This window comes from Enterococcus sp. HY326, assembly GCF_026157065.1.
Classification (GTDB): domain Bacteria; phylum Bacillota; class Bacilli; order Lactobacillales; family Enterococcaceae; genus HY326.
Window position 1 is genome coordinate 177,565 of the sequence record NZ_JANLGQ010000003.1, and the last position, 24,260, is coordinate 201,824.

The 24,260-nt window shown below is 39.5% G+C and carries 18 protein-coding genes and 1 other annotated feature; of the genes, 14 read left to right on the top strand and 4 right to left on the bottom strand.

Features of this window, described 5'->3' with window-relative positions:
- The first annotated feature begins 44 nt into the window (after positions 1-44).
- The 5 genes from kdpB to ORH16_RS08770 all read left to right on the top strand — a co-directional run bounded on the left by kdpB (position 45) and on the right by ORH16_RS08770 (position 6,399).
- Positions 45-2,075: a potassium-transporting ATPase subunit KdpB gene (gene kdpB / locus ORH16_RS08750; protein ID WP_265458080.1), complete on the top strand. Its 2,031-nt coding sequence runs from the start codon at positions 45-47 to the stop codon at positions 2,073-2,075.
- Between the two features lie 24 nt (positions 2,076-2,099).
- Positions 2,100-2,633 (top strand): potassium-transporting ATPase subunit C, encoded by a 534-nt coding sequence (locus tag ORH16_RS08755; protein ID WP_265458082.1) that lies wholly within the window; start codon positions 2,100-2,102, stop codon positions 2,631-2,633.
- A gap of 14 nt (positions 2,634-2,647) precedes the next feature.
- Positions 2,648-5,281, top strand: a complete 2,634-nt coding sequence (locus ORH16_RS08760) for a sensor histidine kinase (RefSeq protein ID WP_265458084.1) — start codon at positions 2,648-2,650, stop codon at positions 5,279-5,281.
- Positions 5,271-5,954 carry a response regulator transcription factor gene (locus ORH16_RS08765; protein ID WP_265458085.1) on the top strand — a complete coding sequence of 228 codons (684 nt, stop codon included), beginning with the start codon at positions 5,271-5,273 and terminating at the stop codon, positions 5,952-5,954. Before ORH16_RS08760 ends, ORH16_RS08765 begins: the two co-directional genes overlap by 11 nt.
- 73 nt (positions 5,955-6,027) lie before the next feature.
- A complete protein-coding gene (locus ORH16_RS08770) occupies positions 6,028-6,399 on the top strand; it encodes a YccF domain-containing protein (RefSeq protein WP_265458087.1) in 372 nt (123 codons plus the stop codon).
- Between the two features lie 172 nt (positions 6,400-6,571).
- Here the strand turns inward: ORH16_RS08770 and ORH16_RS08775 are convergent, their stop codons facing one another.
- The gene (locus tag ORH16_RS08775) at positions 6,572-7,387 is read right to left on the bottom strand and encodes an AraC family transcriptional regulator (protein WP_265458088.1); all 816 of its coding nucleotides are present in this window, start codon (positions 7,385-7,387) and stop codon (positions 6,572-6,574) included.
- Between the two features lie 131 nt (positions 7,388-7,518).
- On the opposite strand from ORH16_RS08775, the gene ORH16_RS08780 reads away from it, so the two are divergent.
- From ORH16_RS08780 to ORH16_RS08790, 3 genes are all read left to right on the top strand, one after another.
- The gene (locus ORH16_RS08780) at positions 7,519-9,021 is read left to right on the top strand and encodes a PTS transporter subunit EIIC (protein WP_265458089.1); all 1,503 of its coding nucleotides are present in this window, start codon (positions 7,519-7,521) and stop codon (positions 9,019-9,021) included.
- A gap of 2 nt (positions 9,022-9,023) precedes the next feature.
- Complete coding sequence (locus tag ORH16_RS08785; protein ID WP_265458091.1) at positions 9,024-10,514, top strand: glycoside hydrolase family 32 protein; 1,491 nt, start codon at positions 9,024-9,026, stop codon at positions 10,512-10,514.
- 132 nt (positions 10,515-10,646) lie between these two features.
- Positions 10,647-10,890: a binding site (T-box leader), on the top strand.
- A 70-nt stretch (positions 10,891-10,960) separates the two neighbouring features.
- Entirely contained in the window at positions 10,961-12,076 is a 1,116-nt protein-coding gene (locus tag ORH16_RS08790; protein ID WP_265458092.1) for a 5-methyltetrahydropteroyltriglutamate--homocysteine S-methyltransferase, read from the top strand.
- Between the two features lie 257 nt (positions 12,077-12,333).
- Here ORH16_RS08790 and argH read toward each other — a convergent pair whose 3' ends face one another.
- A complete protein-coding gene (gene argH / locus ORH16_RS08795) occupies positions 12,334-13,716 on the bottom strand; it encodes an argininosuccinate lyase (RefSeq protein ID WP_265458094.1) in 1,383 nt (460 codons plus the stop codon).
- Positions 13,717-14,183: 467 nt separating this feature from the next.
- On the bottom strand, positions 14,184-15,404 hold the full coding sequence (locus ORH16_RS08800; RefSeq protein ID WP_322597295.1) for an argininosuccinate synthase: 1,221 nt from the start codon (positions 15,402-15,404) through the stop codon (positions 14,184-14,186).
- 306 nt (positions 15,405-15,710) lie between these two features.
- Between ORH16_RS08800 and gdhA the strand changes: the two genes are divergently transcribed.
- On the top strand, positions 15,711-17,057 hold the full coding sequence (gene gdhA / locus ORH16_RS08805) for an NADP-specific glutamate dehydrogenase (protein WP_265458096.1): 1,347 nt from the start codon (positions 15,711-15,713) through the stop codon (positions 17,055-17,057).
- Between the two features lie 15 nt (positions 17,058-17,072).
- Positions 17,073-17,366 carry a hypothetical protein gene (locus ORH16_RS08810; RefSeq protein WP_265458097.1) on the top strand — a complete coding sequence of 98 codons (294 nt, stop codon included), beginning with the start codon at positions 17,073-17,075 and terminating at the stop codon, positions 17,364-17,366.
- A 199-nt stretch (positions 17,367-17,565) separates the two neighbouring features.
- Here ORH16_RS08810 and ORH16_RS08815 read toward each other — a convergent pair whose 3' ends face one another.
- Positions 17,566-18,738: an ROK family transcriptional regulator gene (locus ORH16_RS08815; RefSeq protein ID WP_265458099.1), complete on the bottom strand. Its 1,173-nt coding sequence runs from the start codon at positions 18,736-18,738 to the stop codon at positions 17,566-17,568.
- Positions 18,739-19,052: 314 nt separating this feature from the next.
- Between ORH16_RS08815 and xylA the strand changes: the two genes are divergently transcribed.
- The 4 genes from xylA (at position 19,053) to mmsB (ending at position 24,251) form a co-directional block, all read left to right on the top strand.
- Positions 19,053-20,360 carry a xylose isomerase gene (xylA, locus tag ORH16_RS08820; RefSeq protein WP_265458101.1) on the top strand — a complete coding sequence of 436 codons (1,308 nt, stop codon included), beginning with the start codon at positions 19,053-19,055 and terminating at the stop codon, positions 20,358-20,360.
- A 7-nt stretch (positions 20,361-20,367) separates the two neighbouring features.
- Positions 20,368-21,456, top strand: coding sequence for a multiple monosaccharide ABC transporter substrate-binding protein (gene chvE / locus ORH16_RS08825; RefSeq protein WP_416207847.1), 1,089 nt, complete (start codon positions 20,368-20,370; stop codon positions 21,454-21,456).
- A gap of 64 nt (positions 21,457-21,520) precedes the next feature.
- Positions 21,521-23,053 (top strand): multiple monosaccharide ABC transporter ATP-binding protein, encoded by a 1,533-nt coding sequence (mmsA, locus tag ORH16_RS08830; RefSeq protein ID WP_265458103.1) that lies wholly within the window; start codon positions 21,521-21,523, stop codon positions 23,051-23,053.
- 1 nt (position 23,054) lies between these two features.
- Entirely contained in the window at positions 23,055-24,251 is a 1,197-nt protein-coding gene (gene mmsB, locus ORH16_RS08835; RefSeq protein ID WP_265458105.1) for a multiple monosaccharide ABC transporter permease, read from the top strand.
- Positions 24,252-24,260 lie beyond the last annotated feature (9 nt).

Below are 24,260 nucleotides of genomic sequence, written 5' to 3' on the forward strand. Positions count from 1 at the left end.
ATCAAAAATGTTGTAACTATTTATGATATAAAAGGGGAAATCAAATGAACAAATTATACCAAGCGGCGCTACTAGATGCTGTCAAAAAATTAGATCCCCGCTTGCAAATAAAAAATCCGGTGATGTTTATCGTCTATATCGGTGCAATTGTCACTAGCATTTTATGTTTTACCAAGCAAAGCGTGCCCCTCTGGTTTATGGTGACAGTCGCCTTTTTCCTATGGCTGACACTCTTGTTTGCCAATTTTGCCGAAGCGATTGCCGAAGGACGAGGAAAAGCGCAGGCCTCTAGTTTAAAAGAGGCCAAAAAAGCCGTACCGGCCTTTAAAATCCAACAGCCAAATGATTGGCAGCAGGAAAAATTCATTGAAGTGATTTCTTCTGATTTAAAAAAAGGTGACTTAATTTATGTCAAAGCCGGCCAACAAATTCCCGCTGATGGTGAAGTCATCGAAGGGGCTGCTTCGGTGGACGAAAGTGCCGTGACCGGAGAATCGGCACCAGTCATTCGGGAATCCGGTGGGGACCGCAGTGCGGTGACTGGCGGGACTAGCTTAGTGTCAGATTTTCTGGTAATAAAAGTGACCGCTGAAAATGGCCACTCCTTTTTAGATAAAATGATTTCGATGGTGGAGGGCACGCAACGGAAAAAAACGCCGAATGAAATTGGGCTGCAAATCTTTTTGGTGACGCTGACGATTATTTTCTTAGCAGTTGCTGTCACACTGGTGCCCTTCACTGATTTTTCCAGCCAATTAGCCGGCAATGGCGAAGCCTTATCAACTGTCATTGTGATTGCATTGTTAATTTGTTTAGCCCCGACAACTATCGGCGCTTTGGTTTCTAGTATCGGGATTGCTGGGATGAGTCGGCTGACCAAAGAAAACGTGATTGCCATGAGCGGTCGTGCGATTGAAGCGGCCGGCGATGTGGATATTTTATTATTAGATAAAACAGGAACAATTACGTTAGGCAACCGGCGAGCCAGTGAGTTTTTACCAGTTGCTGGCGTTAATGAACGGGATTTAGCTGATGCAGCGCAGCTTTCTTCTTTATCCGATGAAACGGCTGAGGGCCGCAGTATTGTCGTTTTAGCCAAAGAAAAATTTGACATCCGTGAACGAGAATTTACCGACAAGGAAGTTGAATTTATTGATTTTAGTGCAAAAACCCGCATGAGCGGTATTAATTACCAAGGCACGCAAGTCAGAAAAGGTGCCGCTGATACAATGAAAAAATACGTCGAGGCAGCTGGCAAAACTTATCCTGCTGACTGCGATGAACTCGTCGATAAAGTTGCCCGAGCTGGCGGAACGCCACTGGTTGTTGTCAAAGACTTACAAGTTTTAGGCGTGATTTACTTAAAAGATATCGTTAAAAACGGCGTTAAAGAAAAATTTTCAGATATGCGAAAAATGGGCATTAAAACCATTATGATTACTGGCGATAATCCTTTGACAGCGGCGGCGATTGCCGCTGAAGCGGGAGTCGATGACTTTTTAGCTGAAGCGACGCCGGAAAATAAAATGACTCTGATTCGTAATTATCAAGAAGAAGGACACTTAGTGGCGATGACTGGCGATGGTACCAATGATGCGCCGGCTTTGGCCCAAGCCGATGTTGCTTTGGCGATGAATACCGGAACCCAAGCCGCCAAAGAAGCCGGCAACATGATTGACTTAGATTCTAGTCCGACTAAATTATTGCAGGTGGTACGAATTGGGAAACAATTGCTGATGACCCGTGGCGCTTTGACAACCTTTAGTATCGCCAATGATATTGCCAAATATTTTGCGGTGATTCCCGTCTTGTTTTACAGTATTTATCCGCAGCTGAATGCCTTAAACGTGATGCATTTAGCAAGTCCTTTAACGGCGATTTTAGCCGCCTTGATTTATAATGCGCTGATTATTGTCGCTTTAATTCCCTTGGCTTTAAAAGGCGTGCGCTATAAAGAAAAACCTGCCAGCCAAATTTTGCGGGACAATTTATTGCTCTATGGTTTAGGCGGCATGTTGGCACCTTTTGTTGCCATCAAGCTGATTGATATGCTGTTAGCGCTGATTATTTTATAACAGAGAAACTTAGGAGGTTCAAAAATGAAACAAACAGTCTTAGCCAGTCTGCGATTTTTAGTTTTAGCGATTGTCGTGTTTGGCGGTTTATATACCTTGGTAATCACCGGTGTTGGCCAGACATTTTTCTCAGAAAAAGCAGACGGCAGCTTGATTGTTCAAGAAGGCAAAGTTGTCGGCTCAAAATTAATCGGTCAAGACATGCAGGCAGCCGACTATTTTCAAGGTAGACCAACTGAAGTCAGCAATCTAGCGGTATTTTCTGCTGAGCAGGCAAGCCTAGTAGCCAAACGAAAAGAAACATTACTAACTGAAAATCCGACACAGACTGAGGTGCCTCTTGATTTAGTCACCGCTTCGGCCAGCGGTGTCGATCCTGATATCAGTCTCGCCGCTGCTGAATTTCAAGTGGCCCGAATTGCCAATCAACGGAATCTTTCAGAAGAGGCAATCAATGCTATAATAAAAGCACAAACCCAACGGGATTTTCTCAGCAATCGAGCGTATGTTAATGTTTTAGCATTAAACTTGGCCTTAGATAAATTGAGTCAAGAGTAATTGGAGGAATTATGGTGGCAGAAAACCGACCAAGCGCTTCAGAATTACTAAAAAAAATTCAACGGGAGACTTCGCAGCGGGGACGCTTGCGGGTCTTCTTTGGCTTTGCTGCCGGTGTCGGCAAGACCTATGCCATGTTGCAGGAGGCTCAAGAGCTGCAGCAATTGGGCCGGGATGTTTTAGTCGGCTATGTCGAGCCCCATGACCGGCCGGAAACCAATAAATTATTGCAGGGCTTACCTCAATTAGCAGCAAAAGATGTCACTTATCGTGGCATCACTTTAAAAGAGTTTGATGTCGATCAGGCCTTAGCCATTAAACCGGAAATTATTTTGGTGGATGAATTGGCCCACACCAACGCCCCCGGCTCCCGCAATAAAAAAAGATACCAAGACGTCGAAGAATTATTACAAGCGGGCATTAATGTGTTAACGACGATGAACGTTCAGCATTTGGAAAGCTTAAATGATTTAGTCGATGACATTACCGGTGTAGAAGTGCAAGAGACTGTGCCTGATACCGTTTTAAAACAGGCCTCGATTAAAGTTGTGGACATTGAACCGGAGGAATTGATTGAGCGTTTAGCCGAAGGGAAAATTTATGCAGCCGGCAATGCCCGCAAGGCGTTGGAAAACTTTTTTTCCCTTGATAAATTGGATCAATTGCGGGGCTTAGCAATTCAGCGGGCCTCAGATTATATCAATCAGGCAGCTGTCACCAATAAAGTTCAAACCAAGCTACTGACAATTGTCGAGGACCGTTTTCCCAAAATGGGAGAAAAATGTATCCGCTGGACGGCTCGGTTAGTGCAGGGCTTTGGTGTCGATTGGACGGTTGTCTTGGTGCATTCGCAAAATGAACCAGAAACAAAGGATGCGAGCTTTTTATTAGACCTCGGAGAAAAACTGGGAGCTGAAACCGTCACGCTGGAGGAAGACAGCAGCTATGAAACGATTGCTAAATATGCGGAGTTAATTCAGGCAACTGATATTGTGATGGGCAAGCGGCTCAATCAAAAATGGTACGAACGACTTTTTGTCAGCGACCCGGAGGATATTTTGCTGGAACAGCTGACGGATATTGAAATCCATTTAGTGCCTTATCAAGAGAAGGGACAAAAAACAAAGTGGTGGCAGGAGCTGATTCCCACAGGCGGCTGGGGGAATTTGATGGTTACTTTGTTGATGGTCATCAGCGCCACGATTATCACGGAAATTTTACAGTGGTTTCATTTTGGCGACCAAAATCAGATGATGATTTATTTGGTCTTTGTTTTAATCACAGCCCGTTTAACAAACGGCTATCTTTGGAGCGGCTTAGCCTCCATTTTAAGCGTGCTGATTTATACGTATTTATTTGTTGAGCCCCGCTATTCACTGGTGATTAATCGGGCGAGCTACTTGATTACCCTGTTGATTATGCTGATTGTCGCTTTAATGGTCAGCAATTTAGTTGTTCGTTTAAAAATGAAGGCCAGCAGTGCGATGGAGCGGGAGCACCAATTGGAAATTTTATATGAGCTGAACAAACGCTACGTTGTGGCAACGGATAATCAAGAAATTTATGATACGGCGACGAGTTTTTTAGCCCGCCTTTTAAAGCGGGAAATTGTTTTATACAGTCCGGAAACTGAAATTATCAGCCACAGTCCCGAAACGGCTCAGACATTGCAAACCAAAGAAGAAATGGGGGTCGCCTTTTGGACCGGTAAAAATCAGCGGGAGGCGGGCTTTGGCACGGACACTTTAGGTGGCGCCAAAGGTTATTATTTGCCAGTGGCCGCCGAGGGACAAACCCTAGCTGTTTTAGGAATTTTACGGAACCAGCAGCATAATTTAGAAAATAATCAATTAAATTATTTGCGATTGGTCACGACACAATTGGCCATCGTGCTAGAACAATCCCGCCTGAAAAATACTCAACAGGAAATGCGGGTGGAAAATGAGCGGGAAAAAGTCCGCAGCAATCTTTTGCGGGCGGTCTCCCATGATTTACGGACACCACTGACCTCAATTTCAGGTCTAGCGGAAACCTTGATTGAAGACGAAGAACAACCAAATTTAGCTAAAGCAACGAAAGTGAAACTATTGCAAGACGTCAAAGATGAATCCCAGTGGCTAGTGCGAATGGTAGAAAATTTATTGTCGGTCACCAGAATTAATATGGACACGATGGAGGTCACGAAAACGCCAGAACTTGTCGAAGAAATCGCCGAGGCCGTTTTAGCCCGTAGCCGCAAAGCTTATCCCGAAAAGCAATTACAGATTGATTTGCCCGCGGAGATGCTCTTTGTGGCCGCTGACCCAATTTTATTGGAGCAGGCGCTATTCAATTTAATTGAAAATGGCTTCCGCCACGGCAATCAAGGGACACCGGTCAAAATGAGTATCAGCTATCAAGAGCCCTTTGTGACTTTTCAAATCAGTAGTCAAGGCCAGATGACTCAGCAGCAATATCAAAAAATCCTCCATAATTTATCCAGTGATGATGAGATACCCGTTGATTCGAAAAATGGTCTTGGAATCGGTCTAAGTATCGTTAAAACGATTATCAAGGCCCATGACGGCCAACTGCAGGTGTTGCAGGCTGGAAAAGAAACAATTTTTGAAGTCAAAATTTTAGGAGAGGAGAGTTCCTATGAAGCCTAATATTTTATTAATTGAAGATGATTCAGTAATCACCGATTTTATGCAAGTAGTTATAGAAAAGGAAGGCTATCAACTGGCAACGACCGTTGATGGCATGAGCGGCCTGAATTATTTTCAAGGCCATGAGGTGGATTTAATTTTGCTGGATTTAGGTCTGCCAGATATTGACGGCAGCGAATTACTAAAAATAATTCGCAAACAAAGCCAAGTGCCGGTGATTATTATTTCAGCTCGAGATAACGAACAGGGCAAGGTCGATGCGCTGGATTTAGGGGCGGATGATTACGTCACCAAACCCTTTGGCACTAGGGAATTATTAGCGCGGATTCGTACAGCTTTGCGACATAAAAATTTTCAAGCGCAGGCTGAGCCAATTATTACCAATGGCGCCTTGAAATTAGATATTCCCCGCCATCAATTACTTAAGGAGGAGACAGAAATTCATTTGACTAAAAATGAATATCGAATTGTTAAAGTCCTCTTTGAAAATCTTGGAAAAGTAGTGACCTATAAAACTTTGATGACCGCCGTGTGGGGCCCTTACACTGGCGACCAGCAAGTGCTGCGGGTCAACCTCTCCAATATCCGCAAAAAAATTGAAAGCAATCCGCTGGAACCTGAATACTTATTTACTGAAATTGGCGTCGGCTACCGCTTGAAGGATTGGCGCTAATCAAAAAATCCGTCTTAGTACGGATTTTTTTCTGTCTATTTTTTGATAAACTTAAAAAGTGGAGGGGATTTTAATGAGTTGTTTAGGAAATATTATTTGGTTTATCTTTGGCGGACTGATTGGGGCCGTTACTTGGTTTCTAGCCGGCTGTCTGTGGTGCATCACGATTATTGGCATTCCTGTCGGCCTGCAATGCTTCAAATTTGCTGGTTTAGCCTTGGCGCCTTTTGGCAAAGAAGTTGTTTATGGTGGCGGTGGGGGCAGTCTAATTTTAAATATTCTCTGGTTGATTTTCTCGGGGATTCCTTTGGCACTCGGCCATTTGGGAAGTGCGATCCTTTTAATCATTACGATTATTGGTATTCCATTTGCCATGCAGTCTCTGAAAATGGCAAAGCTCGCATTGATGCCTTTTGGCGCTCAGATTGTGAGCAGTCGGTATTAAAAAAAGTGTTATACAGTATTGAAAAGATTATCCGAACAAAGATACTTACTGCTTTTCTTAGCATAATTGGCACGAAGCGCTGATTAAAAATTAGCTGGCAGTTTAGTAGAAAATTGTTCGGATATTTTTTATGGAAAAGTTGTTTATAAGACTATTATTTTGAACCAAAGCTTTACTCAGAAGCCAGTCGATAATCTCGAGGGGAAAAACCAGTATTCTTCTTAAAGACCCGGGAAAATTGTTGAGTATTTTCATAGCCAACAGAATAAGAAATGACTTTCACTGGTAAATCTGACTCAGTTAATAATTTTTGTGCCTTACGCACTCGCAGAGTCGTTAAATATTCTTTAGGGCTGGTTTCTAATTCATTTTGAAAGAGTCGATGCAAATAGCTACGATCAATTCTCAAGGCTTCGGCAATCTCATTGATTTGTAGATTATGTTCATAATTATTGTGCATAAATTGAATAGCTTCTGTTAATAGTTGGCTTTTTTTACTGCGGGGCTGTGTCTGTTCAACAGGAAAATGGCTCACCAATTGAAAGAGAATTTCCAGCAGCTTTCCATTTAGTAAAATATCGTTATCTTGGTGAACATAAGAAATTTCAATCATCTCACTTAATAGTTCTTTAATCTGTAAACTGTTTGAATTTTTGAAAATAGGATTATTATAAGTTATCGTTGTCCGCTGAAGATATTCTTTGGCCAACGCTCCCCGAAAACCAATCCAATAAAATACCCAAGGATCCTCTGAATCAGCTACATATTTAATTGGCAAGTTTGGTTCAATAAAGAAGAAATCATCTGCACCTAGATTGTAAGTCTGGTTGCCGGAGGTGAATTTTCCTTTTCCTTTGTAGATATAATGCAACATATAGCCACTGCGGACAGTTGGTCCATAGACATGACCTTTAGGAGTTGGTTCATAGCCTCCAGAATACAAATAAAGTTGTTCACTTTCAATATGGTTATTAAAAAAATAGTTCATCTTTGAGAATCTCCTTTAGATAAGACAAATCCACATTGATTGTCTACATTTCTGCATTTAATTTTAATGGAATAGTCGTTAAAATGGAACTATAAATAATCAAGTTGCAGAGGTTTAGGAGGATAAACTGAATGGAAAAAGATTTGAAAAAAACAGTTGCTGAAATTGCTGAAGCTGTTGGTGGTGTTGAAAACATTGAAAAGGTGACTCATTGTGCGACCCGTTTGCGCCTCGTTTTAAAGGATAATAGCGCTATGAATCTTGAGGAAGCCGAAAATGTTTCGTTAGCAAAAGGAGCCTTTGTGGCTGGTGATCAATTACAGATTATTTTTGGGGCAGGCTTAGTCAATCAAGTATATGCTGAATTTTTAAAGAGCTTTAATCAAACAATTGATGACACTCAACCGCAAGTAACACAAAGTAATAAGAAAAAGCAGAATCCTATTCAATCATTTATCAAATCAATTTCAGATGTCTTTATCGAGATTATGCCATCTATTTTAGCGGCAGCTTTATTAATGGGGTTAACCTCCTTATTGTCGACAAAAGGACTATTTGGTTCTGAATCAATTGTTGAGATGCTGCCACAAATTGCTGGCTTAAACCGAATTATTTCCATTGCTAGCTCAGGGATTTTTACTTTTCTACCGATGATTGTTGCCTACTCTGCAACCAAACGGTTTGGTGGCCGACCAGCATTAGGCTTAGCTATCGGAGCCATTATGGTGCATCCTAATTTAGGTGATGCTTTTCAAGTTGCCTCTGGCTCAGCCTCAGCAGAACTAGTTGATTTATTTGGCTTAAATGTTGAACTCGTTGGCTTTCAAGGAGGGATAATCATTGCCCTGATGATTGGCTTTGTGGTAGCAAAACTTGATAATTTCTTTAATAGAGTCTTACCAGATATTATTAAATTTGTATTGTCACCGATGCTGACAATTCTAATTTCTTCCTTGCTTTTATTTATTGTGATTGGTCCACTAGGCAGAGCTTTGGGGGATGGTTTAACCAACAGTCTACTGTGGATGGCAGAACATTTAGGGATTTTTGGTTATATGATTTTTGCCGGGGTTCAACAAATTATCGTTATCACAGGATTACATCATACTTTTGGTGCGATTGAAGGGCAATTACTATCAAACACTGGTCGAGATTTCTTAAATCCTTTGATGTCAGTTGCTTTAGTAGCTCAAGGTGGTGCTGTTCTAGGATATATGTTGTTAAACAGAAAGAATAAAAAAATTAGAGAAATCTCTATTTCAGCTTTTACCTCAGTCTTGTTTGGCATTTCTGAACCAGCCTTATTCGGTGTTACACTGAAATATAAATTTCCATTAGTTGCTGGTTGTTTGGCGGGAGCTGTTGGTGGAGCTTATGTCCATCTATCGAAATTAACTGCAGTTGGTTATGGTACCACGGGATTGCCGGGTTTTACAATTGTTGATCCAGCCAATCAAGGCTATCTGCATTTTGCAATTTCTCATTTATTAGCCATTGGGTTAGGAATTACTTTTACTTTAATTTTAGGCAAGTTCTACAATAAGGGAACCAATCGAGATGTCATCACAGAAGAAGCACGGGAAGCTGACATTGAAAATGACGCTGAAGCAATCATCAAAGCGGTGGAGGAATAATGATGGTTGTTGATAATATAGAAAAGTATTTTCGTTTTTCAGAAATTCCTGACGGTATTAAAGAAGAAGCTGCTCAAAAAGTGGCACTGAGTCCTTATCGCCAAAAATACCATATTGAAGCACCGACAGGTTACTTAAATGATCCTAATGGCTTTGCGTTTTTTAATGGACAGTACCATTTATTTTTTCAATGGAGCCCATACCGCTATGCTAAAGAAAATATTTGGTATCAAGGTTGGTATCATCTGGTCTCGGATAACTTAGTTGACTGGCAATTTTTAGGGCCTGGCATTGAGCCAGATTCTAAATTTGAAACTCATGGGGCATACTCCGGGAGTGGTCTGGCTATGACAGATGAACTACTTTTATTTTACACTGGCAATACACGAACAGCCTCTGGCAAAAGAATTCCTTATCAGATAATAGCTAAGATGAACGAAAGTGGTGAGATTATAAAACGACAATTGCCGGAAGTTATCGGAAATGTTGCTGGTTATACCGATCACTTTAGAGATCCTAAAATTTGGTCCACTGAAAATGGTGAATTTTTGGCAGTAATCGGTTCTCAAAGAAATAATTTAACTGGCGCAGCTTTAGTATTTCATTCAAAGGATACCTATGATTGGCAGTGTCTGGGTGAAATTGAAACTGGACACAAGGAACTTGGTTATATGTGGGAATGTCCTGATTACTTTGAGTTGGCTGGAGAAGGTGTCCTGATAATTTCTCCTCAAGGACTTCAGCAAGAGGAAGAGCAGTATCAAAATATTTACCAAACAGGGTATTTTATCGGGAATCTTTTAACAAAGAATCAATTGACATTAGGCCAAAACTTAACTTTTACAGAATTGGATTTGGGATTTGATTTTTATGCTCCACAAACAACAATTGCGTCAGACGGCAGAAGAATTTTGATTGGTTGGATGGGGCTGCCCGAGTTGGAGTATCCGACAGAGAAATTTGGTTATTGTGGTACCTTGACCATACCAAGAGAACTGAGCATTGATGAAGGACAGCTTCTTCAAAAGCCTGTCAGAGAAATGAAGGCGAAGCGGGGCTTATACACAACCTTTAGTAATCAGGAGCTGGCATTAGGTCAAAAGGTTTCGGAAGCTCTGGAGCTCCAGTTTAAAATTTCAGAATTAACTCAGGAAAATTTTTCAATTGATTTATGTGGAAATCAAGATTTTTCAGAATACACTCGTCTGTATTATGATGGAAAAAAAGCTGAATTGTGGCTGGATCGTTCCCAATCTGGGACAGTTGTTGGTGAGAACTACGGGACTAAGCGTTTGTTGAAAAAAAATAATCGAGGAGAATTGAGTCTTCACATTTTTATTGATATAAGCTCAATCGAAATCTTTATTGATGGGGGAACAGAAGTTGCTTCCAGCCGAATCTTTCCAACCAGCCAGCAACGTTTTATTCGTGGATACTTTGACAAAAATGTTTCAGTAAAAATAGATAGCTGGGATATTCAGCATAATAACTGAGTGTCTATTATGATTCGAAGCAATCTTATATAGCCAAAAACTATAACCGTAGATAAAAAATCCATATAGGCAAATAACCTATTTTAGATTGCGGAAATAGAATAATTAAAGTAAGATTAAAAAAACGAATAATCAAACGCAATGAGAAAGAAAGTAAAATTTGTCAGTTTTCAACAGAGAGCCTCGGTAGCTGAAAAGAGGTGGAAGTCAGCAAATTTGAAAATGGCTTTTGAGCGGGTGTTCTGAGACAAGGTTAAGGAGCACACGGGGCAATCCTCGTTAGGAAAATTCCAGTATTTTAGCAGCTAAAGTATTGGCAGAGGTAAAAGGCAACTTTTACGAATTAAGGTGGTACCATGTCAACGACATCCTTAGAAGAACAATTCTTCTAGGGATTTTTTTATTGATGGAGTCCACGAATCTAAAAAAATCGGAGGAAATTTATTATGTGCAAAACAGTCAATCGTTATGAAATCGTCGGTAGTTTTTTAAGACCAGAAGCTTTGAAGGAAGCGAGAAGTGCTTTTGAAGCGGGCAATTTAACGCAAGCAGAATTAACGAAAGTTGAAGATCAGGCCATTGCTGATTTGGTGGAAAAACAAAAAAAAGCCGGCTTAGAAGTTTTTAGTGATGGTGAATTCCGTCGCAGCTATTGGCATTTAGATTTCTTTTGGGGCTTTAACGGTGTCGAACATATTGTCAGAGATCAAGGCTATCTATTCCACGGCGAAGAAACCCGAGCAGATTCTGCCCGCTTATCAGGAAAAATTGCCTTTAATCCCGAGCATTCGGTTTTTGCGGAATTCACTTCCTTAGCCAAATTAGTTGCACCAGAAAAAATTCGCCAAAGCATTCCCGCACCAGCACAATTATTTGCCGAATTAGTTCGGGAAGACAATGAAGACTGGGTCAATCGCTTCTATCCTAATCGGGAAGATTTATATGCAGATATCGCTAAAGCTTACCAAGAAACACTGCGGCATCTGTATGATTTAGGTGCTCGCCAAGTTAAGTTGGATGACTGTACTTGGGGCATGCTCGTGGATAAAAATTTCTGGGAAACGATGACCAACGGGGAATACGACACCAGTGCTTTGCAGGAATTATATTTGAAGTTAAATAATGAGGGCATTCAAAATTTACCAGAAGATTTGAAAATCACTACTCATATTTGTCGGGGGAATTACCATTCGACCTGGGCCACTTCTGGTGGGTATGAACCAGTCGGTGAAGTTTTATTTGGCCAAGAAGATGCCGATGCCTTCTTTTTAGAGTTTGACGATGAACGCTCTGGGGATTTTTCACCATTGCGCCATCTTCCTGAAGATAAATTTGTAGTTCTCGGCCTAGTCACCAGTAAAGATGGCAAATTAGAAGACAAGGAAACCATCATCAATCGAATTCACGAGGCCGCCAAATATGTTGACCTCGACCGAATCAGCCTTTCCCCCCAATGCGGCTTTGCCTCAACCGAAGAAGGCAATATTCTTACCGAAGAAGATCAGTGGAAGAAACTGCAGCTGATTAAAGAAATCACTGAAGAAGTTTGGGGCGCCGCTTAAATTAATCACCAATAAAAAATGCGGACTATTAGTAGTTCGTATTTTTTTGCGGCAAAAAAATAACCCGCCAGTGGGTGGCTGGCGGGCAAGGAGTTAAAAATGAAAAAGTGTTTTTTAGGGTTGTTTGTTGGTATGTATTTATAATACAATGCAAAACTTAAGGTGAGCCTAAGAAAGTGTAACCTTTTTGTGAAGTTGTATTAAGGATTCCTTAAGAAGCTTATGAATTTATTATTGCAACTACCAACATAAAAAATTTATTCTTCGTCAGCTAGTTGTTGATGAGCTAAAGCGACTTGTGCTTGCACCTGATCAAAGCCGGTGCCGCCTAAGGAATGGCGGCGGGTGATAGCTGTCTTGGAGGAAAGCGTATCGTAAATATCTTCTTCAATTAGTGGTGTAATCTCTTGATACTCAGTCAAGGGCACATCCTGCAAGTAGATGCCTTTTTTTGTGCAGGCCAAAACTAATTTACCGACCACTTCATGGGCTTGTCTAAAGGGCATACCTTTAGCTGCAAGATAATCTGCCAGTTCAGTGGCGTTGGAGAAATCTTTTTCAGTAGATTCTGCCATGTGGGCTTTGTTTAATTTCCATGTATCCACCATGCCCGCCATAATATCTAAGCTAGTCAAAATAGTATGAGCCGTGTCAAACATGCCTTCTTTGTCTTCTTGCAAATCTTTATTATAAGCTAGCGGCAAACCCTTCATCACCGTCAACAGACCAAATAAGTCACCATAGACCCGACCGGTTTTACCGCGAATTAATTCCGCCATGTCGGGATTTTTTTTCTGAGGCATAATCGAGCTACCGGTGGAAAAAGTATCCGTCAATTCAACGAATTTAAATTCGTTGCTGGTCCATAAAATAATTTCTTCGCAAAAACGCGAGAGATGCATCATCATAATCGATGAATTGCTTAAAAATTCTAGGATAAAATCCCGATCGCTGACGGCGTCAAGACTATTGGTATAAATATTGGCAAAGCCGAGTTCTTTCGCCGAAAATTCCCGGTCAATTGGAAAGGTTGTGCCGGCCAAAGCAGCTGCACCTAAAGGCGAAATATCAATCCGTTTCAGGCTTTCAGCAAAACGTTCCTGATCTCTCGTCAGCATGCCGTAATAAGCCATCATGTGATGACCAAAGGAAATCGGTTGGGCATGCTGCAGGTGAGTATAGCCGGGCATAATCGTTTCGATATTTTCCTCAGCTTGATGGACTAAGACTTTTCGGAAAAAATGAATTTTTTCCACGACTTCCTTGACGATTTCTTTTAAATATAAATGCATATCCGTCGCCACTTGATCATTGCGACTGCGGGCAGTATGAAGTTTGCCAGCGACAGCCCCGATTTCTTCGGTTAAATATTTTTCAATATTTAAATGAACATCTTCATTTTCAATGGCGAAGGTCAATTCGCCATCTGCCAGTTTTTTTCCAACAGCTTTTAAGCCTTTCGTAATTTCTGCAGCCTCAGCCTCAGTAATAATTCCCGTATGAGCCAGCATTTTCACATGGGCTAAAGAGCCAGTAATATCTTGTTTTGCTAATTTTTGGTCGAAGGGAATCGATGCGCCGAACTCATCAATCCATGCTTCGCTTTGGCCTTCAAAACGGCCGCCCCAAACTTTTGCCATAAATTGGTCACCTCTTCTTTTTTTCCAGTATATCAAAAAATGCTTTTAAAAAGCGGAGAAAGTAATTTTTCTCGTAAAAAAGAGGCTATGACACTAGTCTTTTTAACAGATAATCCGTCGAACTATATTGATTTGCTTCTGAGGTCAACTGAGTCCACTGAAGTAAATTTTCAATATCTAGCTGCTTGTACTAACTAATCTTCGCAGCGTTCGGTTCTGTTTGAACTAATGTCACAGCCTCCGTATTTCTAGGGGAGAGCAGTTACAGGAAGCCTTTAATTTTTAGAAAATAGACTCCTCACTTAAGTAAACTGCTAAATTAAAAATTGGCGATTTACTGGTTTCCTTATTTCTTACTTGATAAGAAAAGAAACTCACTAAAAGTAAATCAAGATGTCAACGGACAAAATTATTTTCTCTCGGAAAAGTTTGCCTCACATCAGTTGCATCAGCCAAATTATTTCAGATTAAGCATTAGGGACTGCTTGGTCAGCTTTTAGTTTGCTTTGCACCTCAGCATTAACTTTTGTCGGTAGGCCCCACAGTTTGATAAAGCCAATTGCAGCATCCTGGTCAAAGGTATCCGCAGAAGTATAAGTAGCCAAGTTTTCATCATATAAGCTGTTGTCAGACTTCCGACCTTCAACAATGCAGTTGCCTTTAAATAATTTCACCCGCACAACACCATTTACATAGACTTGAGTTGATTTTAAGAAGGCAATCAAGGCATCTGTTAATGGATTAAACCAAAGGCCATCATAAATCGTTTGGCTCAATTGATTTTCAATCGTTGGTTTGAAGTGGGCCACTTCCCGTACGAAAGTCAAATCCTCCAACGCTTTGTGGGCAGCGATTAACGTTACCGCACCGGGACATTCATAAACTTCCCGAGATTTAATGCCGACTAACCGATTTTCAATGTGATCAATCCGACCAACACCATGCTTACCGGCAATTTCATTTAATTCTTGAATCAAAGGATATAACTCAAAGGCTTTGCCATCTAAGGCTACTGGCACCCCTTGTTCAAAAGTAATTTCAATAATGTCTGCGGTATCAGGTGTGTCTTCCAACTCAGCGGTAATTTCATAGGCACCCTTTGGCGGCGTTGCCCACGGATTTTCTAAAATTCCACATTCACAAGCCCGGCCCCATAAGTTTTGGTCAACTGAATAAGGATTGTCTAAATCAGCAGGGATTGGCACACCTTTTTCAGCAGCGTAAGCAATTTCTTCCTCCCGTGACCATTTCCACTCCCGCACTGGAGCAATAACTTTTAAGTTGGGATCTAAAGCGGCAATCGCCACTTCAAAACGAACTTGGTCATTCCCTTTACCAGTACAGCCATGGGCAATTGTTGTTGCGCCGGTTTGATGGGCGATTTCAACTAATTTTTTAGAAATCAAAGGCCGGCTTAAAGCAGAAACCAATGGGTAAATTCCTTCGTAATATGTGTGGCCTTGTAAGGCAATTAAAACGAAATCTTTGGCAAATTCTTCTTTAGCATCAATTGCGTAAGATTCGCTAGCGCCAACAGTCAAAGCTTTTTCTTTAATAAAATCAATATCTTTTCCTTCGCCGATGTCCAGACAAACGGCAACGACATCATAACCTTCATCAACGAGCCATTTAATTGATACGGAGGTGTCTAAACCACCGGAGTACGCTAAAATTACTTTTTCTTTCATGATTGTTTCTCCCCTTAATGCTTTTGTTTTGATGAAAGTATCATAACACCCTTTTCAATGGGATGCAAGAGAAAAGTAAATAAATATACATAAAAAGTAAAATAATTCAGTTAAATATACGTTTAATCCTATTTATACAAGAAATGCATGCATAAAATCATTTTGAAAAAATTTACATCGCAATCCTTATAGAAGAATATTTTTTTAAATTTCGGCCTGCTGAAATTGCTTACAAAAAAAGAATAGTGTAAAGTTTAGTGAAGGGCATTTGTTGCCCAAAATAATTAGCGGAAACGAGGAAATCAGATGTCACAATCTTCCCAAGCAATTGCAGCTTTACAAGAAAAATTAATCGCCAAGGATGCCCACCAGCCGGAATTTTTACAGGCTTTAGAAGAATTTTTACCAAGTATCGTGCCCTTTTTAGAAGACCATCCCGAATATTTGGAAAAAAATATTGTGGAGCTGATGGTAGAGGCGGAAAGGATTATTCAATTCCGAGTGCCTTGGCAAGACGATCAAGGAAATTGGCAGGTTAACCGTGGCTTTCGTGTCCAATTTAATTCGGTGATTGGCCCTTATAAAGGTGGTCTGCGTTTTCATCCAACCGTTGATTTAAGCATTTTAAAATTTCTCGGATTTGAACAAGTTTTTAAAAACAGTCTGACTGGTCTGCCGATTGGCGGTGGTAAAGGCGGGAGTGATTTTGATCCCAAAGGAAAATCTGATAGCGAAATTATGCGCTTTTGCCAAAGCTTCATGACAGAATTGTATCGTCACATCGGTCCGTCGCTGGATGTTCCCGCCGGTGACATCGGCGTGGGTGGTCGAGAAATTGGCTATTTATACGGTACTTATCGCCGTCTGAGGGGAGCAGAGGCCGGCGTTTTAACTGGCAAAGGGTTAGACTACGGCGGCAGCCTTGTGCGGACAGAAGCAACTGGCTATGGTTTGGTTTATTTTGTCAAACATCTACTAAAAGAACACCAAGATTCCTTTGAAGGTAAAACAGTTCAAGTCTCCGGCAGCGGCAATGTTGCCATTTATGCGATTCAAAAAGTACAGGAATATGGCGGCAAGGTTATTACATGCTCAGATTCCAATGGTTATATTGTCGATGAAGCGGGCATTGATTTAGCTTTACTGAAGGAAATTAAAGAAGTAAAACGCCAGCGCTTAACTGAATATCAAAAAGCTCGCCCACAAGCTCAATATTTTGAAGGCAGTGTTTGGAATTGTCGCAGCAATATTGATATTGCCTTGCCTTGTGCAACACAAAATGAAATCAATGAAGACCACGCAGATATTTTAATTGCCAATGGCGTTAAAATCATCGGCGAAGGCGCTAATATGCCTACAACGTTAACAGCTGTAAAAAAAATCCAAGCAGCGGACATTATATACTGTCCCGGCAAAGCAGCCAATGCTGGTGGCGTTGCAGTCTCAGCTTTAGAGATGGCCCAAAACAGCCAACGCTTAAACTGGAGTTTTGAAGAAGTTGATCAGCAGCTCGACCAGACGATGGCTACTATTTATAAAACGTGTAAAGAAACCGCTGAAAAATATTCCCACAAAGATGATTTATTAACTGGGGCTAATATTGCCGGTTTCGCCAAAATTGCTAAAGTAATGTTGGCTCAAGGCTTAGTGTAAAAGAGGAAGACAGAAATGTACGATGAACTATTTAAAGAAGTTGATTTAGAGGTGATCGAACTGCCAATTGAAATGATTGACGGCAAGACGAAGTTTAGCGCATATATCCGCCAACTGCCTTTTATCGCAGCAGAAGGGGAGTCACGCCAGGCCGTTTTTCGCAAATTGGCCGAAGCCTATGCAATCTATCGCCAAGAGCATCTTCCTAAAGAAGAAGAGACAGAAGAAAAGCAGCTGACTATTGACGAACTGCTGCGCTATTACGACGGTGAAACAATTGATGGCTACGGAGACTTTTTCAAAGAATAAAGTATAACCAGCCCCCAACTAATCTGAAAAGGATTGGCTGGGGCTAGTTTTCATTTGAAATAAGTGTTTTTAATTCTCTTGTATCTCAATTAAAGAAGATACTTACTATGATACCTCTCAAACTGTCCAATTTTCATTTGTATTGCATCTATGGCATGATAAATAGAGAGAAAGCATTACTTCCGTAAAAAAACTTAAATTATTCTTGGTATTGTGGGCAAATTATTTTCAAATTTTGGATATTCAAAAATTTTTGAGCGGAAACTGCAAAGCCTCCAAATAAAGTGGCACGATCATCAAGAGTTGTATTTCTTAAAATGATGTTTTTTGAATAATTACTTTTCAAATTAGTTTTCAACAAATCAACTAATTCGGGTATTTTTCTATATACGGAACTATTAATAATAACAATCTCAGGATCAAAGAGCATGACGACATTATTAATACCAATGCTTAACAACTCCACATTCTCCTTCAGTAGCTTTCTCACATATGGATCGCCGTCAAAAAACATTTTCTTGATTAAGTCTGAATTGATTCTAGTCAAGTGTCTGTCATACTCTGCCAGCTTTGCATATAGAACCTTATGAGAAATATACTGTTCCAAGCAGCCGTGATTACCACATGGGCAAATTTTACCATTAGGAAATAAAATTGAATGACCTATTTCTCCGGCCTTACCATTTTGCCCGAGCCATAGTTCACCATTCTCAACAATTCCGCCACCTACACCGCTGTGGATGCTGATACTAAAAAGCCTTTTAGATTCGGAAGTAAAAGTGTATTCTCCCATTGCAGCTAAATTGGCTTCATTTTGAATAAATACAGGGAAGTCATATTTGCTACTTAGTTCATTATGAAGATCCATTTGGTCTAAATCATAATATGGTGTGAAGACAATTTGATTATGTTCAACCAAGCCATGAATAGCGATGGTGATTCCAACAATACCGTGAGGTGCTTCTACTGAGTATTTTAAAAAACCATCAATTGTTTTCTCTAGATACTCTAAAACATTTTCCTTTGTAATACTAATGTGTTTATCTTTTGTAGTGTCAATAATTGCTCCATCAATAAAAGCTAACATAGATTCTATATAATCTATACCAATATCTATTGCAATCACTATAGCTGATTTACCGTTAAAAGTTAATAAGGTAGGCTTTCTTCCACCAGTTATTGAAGCGTTACCAATTCTTGTTTCGACTACAAGGTCGTTGTCAATTAAGTCTTTAGTAATTGCTGAAACAGATGCTTTATTAAGCTTAGTCGATACAGCAAGCTCTGCTCTAGAAACTTCTTTTCTATTTATTATTTCAGATAAAATACTGGCTTCGTTTTGCTCCCGCATTGTGTACTTTGTAGAAATCACTGGAATCACTCCTTTTTTATTATGAGTCATGAATAATATCACAACTCAGGATAAACTAAAAATATGATAGAACATTCTCCTAAGCGGAAAGTATTTTTTAGTTAAAATATTTGACGATAATAATTTTAGATTGCTATAGTAATAATTTCGAAACATTAGTTATTTTAAGTATAAATGATTTGCTTGAAAAAAACTTCAATTATTTTTTGAAAGCGCTTGACTTTTATTGACGAATCAAATATATTGTTCTTGTAAGTTAGTTTAACGAACTAACAAACTTAAATCAAGTGTAAATTTATGAGGGGGATAAAAAAATGCATTACTTTCCAAATGTCGAAAAAATTAAATACGAAGGAAAAACAACAGAGAATTTATTTGCCTTCCGTCACTACAATCCTGAAGAAGTAATTATGGGGAAAACTATGAAGGAGCATTTGCGTTTTGCCGTTGCTTATTGGCATACCATGACTCAAGATGGTTCTGATCCATTTGGTGATCCAGTCAATCAACGGACTTGGTTTGGAGAAACACCGATGGATACTGCTCGTAATCGTGTTGAAGCCTTCTTTGAAATTTTAACTAAATTAGATGTCGAATATTTTTGCTTCCACGATGTCGACATTGCACCAGCCGGCGATTCGTTAGAAGAATTTTTCAGTAATATTGATGAGATTACGGATTTAATTAAAGAAAAAATGGATCAAACTGGCATTAAATTATTATGGAACACAGCAAACATGTTTAGCCATCCGCGTTTTGTGAATGGTGCGGCATCTTCAAATAATGCAGAAGTCTTTGCCTACTCAGCAGCTCAAGTGAAAAAAGGGTTGGATGTCAGTAAAAAACTCGGCGGCGAAAATTATGTCTTCTGGGGCGGCCGGGAAGGATATGAATCACTGCTAAATACCAATATGAAATTTGAGCAGGACAACATTGCTCGGCTATTTAAAATGGCAATTGCTTATGGAGAAAAAATTGGCCACAAGCCACAATTTTTAATTGAACCAAAACCAATGGAACCATCAAAACATCAGTATGATTTTGATGCAGCAACGGCGATGGCATTCATTCAAAAACATGGTTTGGAAAATGATTTCAAATTGAACTTAGAGGCTAACCACGCAACTTTGGCTGGACATACTTTTGAACACGAGTTAAATGTTGCCAGAGATTATGATGCGTTAGGCTCAATCGATGCCAACCAAGGGGATGTTTTATTAGGTTGGGATACAGATGAATTTCCAACAAATATTTATGATACGACCCTAGCTATGTACGAAATTTTAGAAAATGGCGGTATCGCACCTGGCGGTATCAATTTTGATTCAAAAGTACGTCGTTCTTCTTTCGCAATGGATGATTTATTATTGGCTCATATCGCCGGAATGGACACTTTTGCCCGCGGGTTGAAAGCAGCGGCTGCTTTGAAGGAAGATCGCTTCTTTGATGATTTGAAAGAAAAACGTTATGCCAGCTATACGACCGGTATCGGCGCAAAAATTGTTGCAGACGAAGAAGATTTAGAAAGTTTGACCACCTATGCCTTGGCCCATGATGATATTACGAATGAATCTAGCCACTTGGAAGTTGTCAAGTCACGTTTGAATGATTATTTAGTCTAAGGGGGAAATGAGAATGGGGTTAAAAAAATTTTTAGCAAGTGCTTTACTAGGTGCGACCGTAATTAGTTTAGGGGCATGTGGAACTTCGGATAGTTCAGGATCTGGAGAAAATGGTACGATTGGGATTGCAATGCCATCAAAGGCACTTGAGAGATGGGAAAAAGATGGGGACTACATGGTTGAACAACTTGAAGGCAATGGTTATTCAACCGACATTCAATACGCTCAAGATAGTGTGCCAACACAAGTATCTCAAATTGAGAATATGATTACTAAAGGTGTGGATGTAATTGTAATCGCTTCGATTGACGGTGAAGCATTAACGGATGTTGTTTCTAAGGCACAAGACCAAGACATTCCAGTTATTGCTTATGACAGATTGATTATGAATGCGGATGGTATTGATTATTACTGTACATTTGATAATTTTCAAGTAGGCGTTTTGCAAGGACAGTATATTGTTGATAGTCTAGATTTGGAAAATGAAGTAGGACCTTTTAACATCGAGCTATTTGGTGGAGCACCGGATGATAACAATGCTAGATTCTTTTTCGATGGAGCAATGTCAATTTTACAGCCATACATTGATAGCGGAAAACTTGTTGTTAAAAGTGGACAAACAGATTTTAACAAAATTGCTATTAAGAACTGGGATGGTGCTACAGCACAAGCCAGAATGGATAATCTGTTAAGTGCTTCTTATACAGATGCAACTGTTGATGCAGTTTTGGCACCAAATGATGCTGTAGCCATGGGGATTGTTTCTTCTTTAAAAGGAGTTGGATATGGTAGTTCTGATCGCCCAATGCCCATAATCACTGGTCAAGATGCGGAAGCGGCATCAGTTAAGTCAATTATCTCAGACGGCCAAACTATGACAGTTTTTAAGAATACACAAGAGTTAGCAGATGTTGCAGCAAGAATGGTTGATCAGATTATTAAGGGTGAAGAAGTAGAAGTTAACGATACGGAGACTTATAACAATAATGTCAAAAATGTCCCAACCTATTTGTTAGAACCAGTTGCAGTAGATAAAGATAACTACCAAGAAATTTTGATTGATAGTGGGTATCTAACAGCTTCTGATGTTGAATAAGCTCTGATATATAAGCCAGGTCTAGACCTGGCTTATATAATATTCTTAAAGTTGGAGGAGAGTTATGACTGATTATATTCTAGAAATGGAAAATATTACTAAAGAATTTTCGGGTGTAAAAGCCTTAGATGATGTAAGTTTCAAAGTGAAACGTGGTGAGATTCATGCGTTGTGTGGAGAAAATGGGGCGGGAAAGTCTACCTTAATGAAAGTCTTGAGTGGTGTTTATCCATATGGAGATTACACTGGAAATATTTTTTTAGACGGTGAAGAGAGTAAATTCAAGGATATCAGAGACAGTGAGAAAAAGGGAATTGTTATTATCCATCAAGAATTAGCATTAATACCTTACTTATCTATAGCAGAAAATATCTTTTTAGGAAACGAAATAAAAAAATATAATATTGTAGATTTTGATCAAACATTTGAAAGAGCACAAATCTTACTAAAACTTGTTGGCTTAAGCGAAAATCCCGGAACGTTGGTTACTAATATAGGAGTTGGGAAGCAACAACTTGTTGAAATAGCGAAGGCAATTTCAAAAGAAGTACGCTTGTTAATTCTGGACGAACCAACGGCAGCATTGAACGAAGATGATAGTGCAAATTTGTTGAAACTATTACTGCAATTTAAAGCACAAGGTATCACCTGTATTATAATTTCCCACAAACTCAATGAAATAATGGAGGTTGCGGATTCAGTAACAATTTTAAGAGATGGGAAAACAATTGAAACCATTAAGAAAGATTCTGGTGAATTAACAGAAAATAGAATTATTAAAGGGATGGTAGGACGTGATTTAGAAAATAGATATCCTGATTATGAACCTTCTATTGGTGAAAAATACTTTGAGGTGAATAATTGGAATGTTTATCATCCTGTTCATCAAGATAGAAAGATTATTGATGATGCGAGTTTTTATATCCGAAAGGGTGAAATTATTGGCATTGCAGGACTGATGGGTGCTGGAAGAACCGAATTAGCAATGAGTATTTTCGGAAAAAGCTACGGAAGCAAGATTTCCGGCACTATAAAAAAAGAAGGAAAAGTATTGCATCTAAGTAATGTAAAGCAAGCAATTGACAATGGTCTTGCCTATGCTACTGAAGATCGCAAAGGAAATGGACTGGTCTTGATTGAAGATATTAATCAGAATATATCAATGGCAAGTTTGAATAAATTATCTAAAGCGACTGTCATTAATGAAAATGATGAAATTACTAAATCTGAATACTACAAAGAAAAAATGAGGATAAAAAGTAATAATATTTTTCAAAAAGTCGGAAGTCTCAGTGGAGGAAATCAGCAAAAAGTTGTACTAGCGAAATGGATGCTAGCTGAACCAGATATTCTTTTCCTGGATGAACCAACACGGGGCATTGATGTAGGTGCTAAATATGATATTTATACAATAATTCAAGAAATGGCAAAAGCCGGTAAAGGTATATGTGTGATTTCTTCGGAATTACCAGAGATATTAGGAATCTGTGATCGTATCTATACAATGAATGAAGGAAAGATTACACGAGAGATTCTTAAAAAGGATGCAGATCAAGAAATATTAATGGAAAGCATGACAAATAAAGCGGGGGTATAAGATGGAAGCGAAAAAAATTGCCAAGTCAGATAAATCAGAAGGTATTTTAGATATTCTAAAAAATAGTTTTCAAAAATACAGCATGTATTTTTTCTTAGCAATCATCATGATAGTGTTCCAAGTGATGACGGATGGAGTCTTATTAAGACCCTTAAATATTACCAATATAATATTGCAAAACAGTTACATTCTAATTTTGGCAATTGGAATGGTGATACTAATTATTTTAGGTGATATAGATTTGTCAGTTGGCTCAATAGCAGCCTTCACTGGGGCATTGTCAGCAATATTTACAATTAATATGGGGCTTTCTACGCCTATAGCGATACTATTATGTTTATTGATCGGTGCAGCTATCGGAGCCTTTCAGGGATTTTGGGTAGCGTTTGTTAAAGTTCCGGCTTTTATTGCTACTTTAGCAGGGATGCTTATTTTTAGAGGCCTGACTATTGTTGTATTAGATGGAAAGTCATTGGCTCCTTTTCCTGAGAGTTTTCAATTATTAAGCTCTGGTTTTCTGCCAGATCCTTTGGGAAATGGCGGCGTACATTTATTTTCATTAATAATTGGTTTAATAATTGCTTGTCTATTTGTCTTTTTTTCATTTAAATCTCGAAATAAAAAAATCACTTATGGATTTCCAGTAGAATCAAAGGGAATGTTTGTTGTTAAATTGGTGTTGGTTTTAGTCTTACTTGGACTTTTTACCTATGTAATGGCTTCATATGAAGGATTTCCCAATGTGTTAATCATACTGGCTGTTTTAGTAATGATTTATCGCTTCATCACAAATAAAACTACCATAGGACGTTATGTATACGCTACTGGTGGGAATGAAAAAGCTGCTGCCTTATCAGGTATAAAAACTAGAAAAATAAAGTTCATTATGTTTATGAACATGGGGCTTCTTTCAGCAGTAGCGGGACTAATTTTTTCTGCTCGTCTGAATGCGGCGACTGCTACAGCGGGAAATGGGTTTGAACTAGACGCCATTGCAGCTTGTTATATTGGGGGAGCATCAGCCTACGGAGGTGTAGGAACAGTTCTAGGTGCTATTGTTGGGGGACTTGTAATGGGTGTTCTTAACAATGGAATGTCTCTTCTAGGGATTGGGGTTGACTGGCAACAAGCAATCAAAGGCTTAGTACTATTACTAGCTGTTGCATTTGATATTTATAATAAAAACAAAGCGAGCTAGGAGGTACAA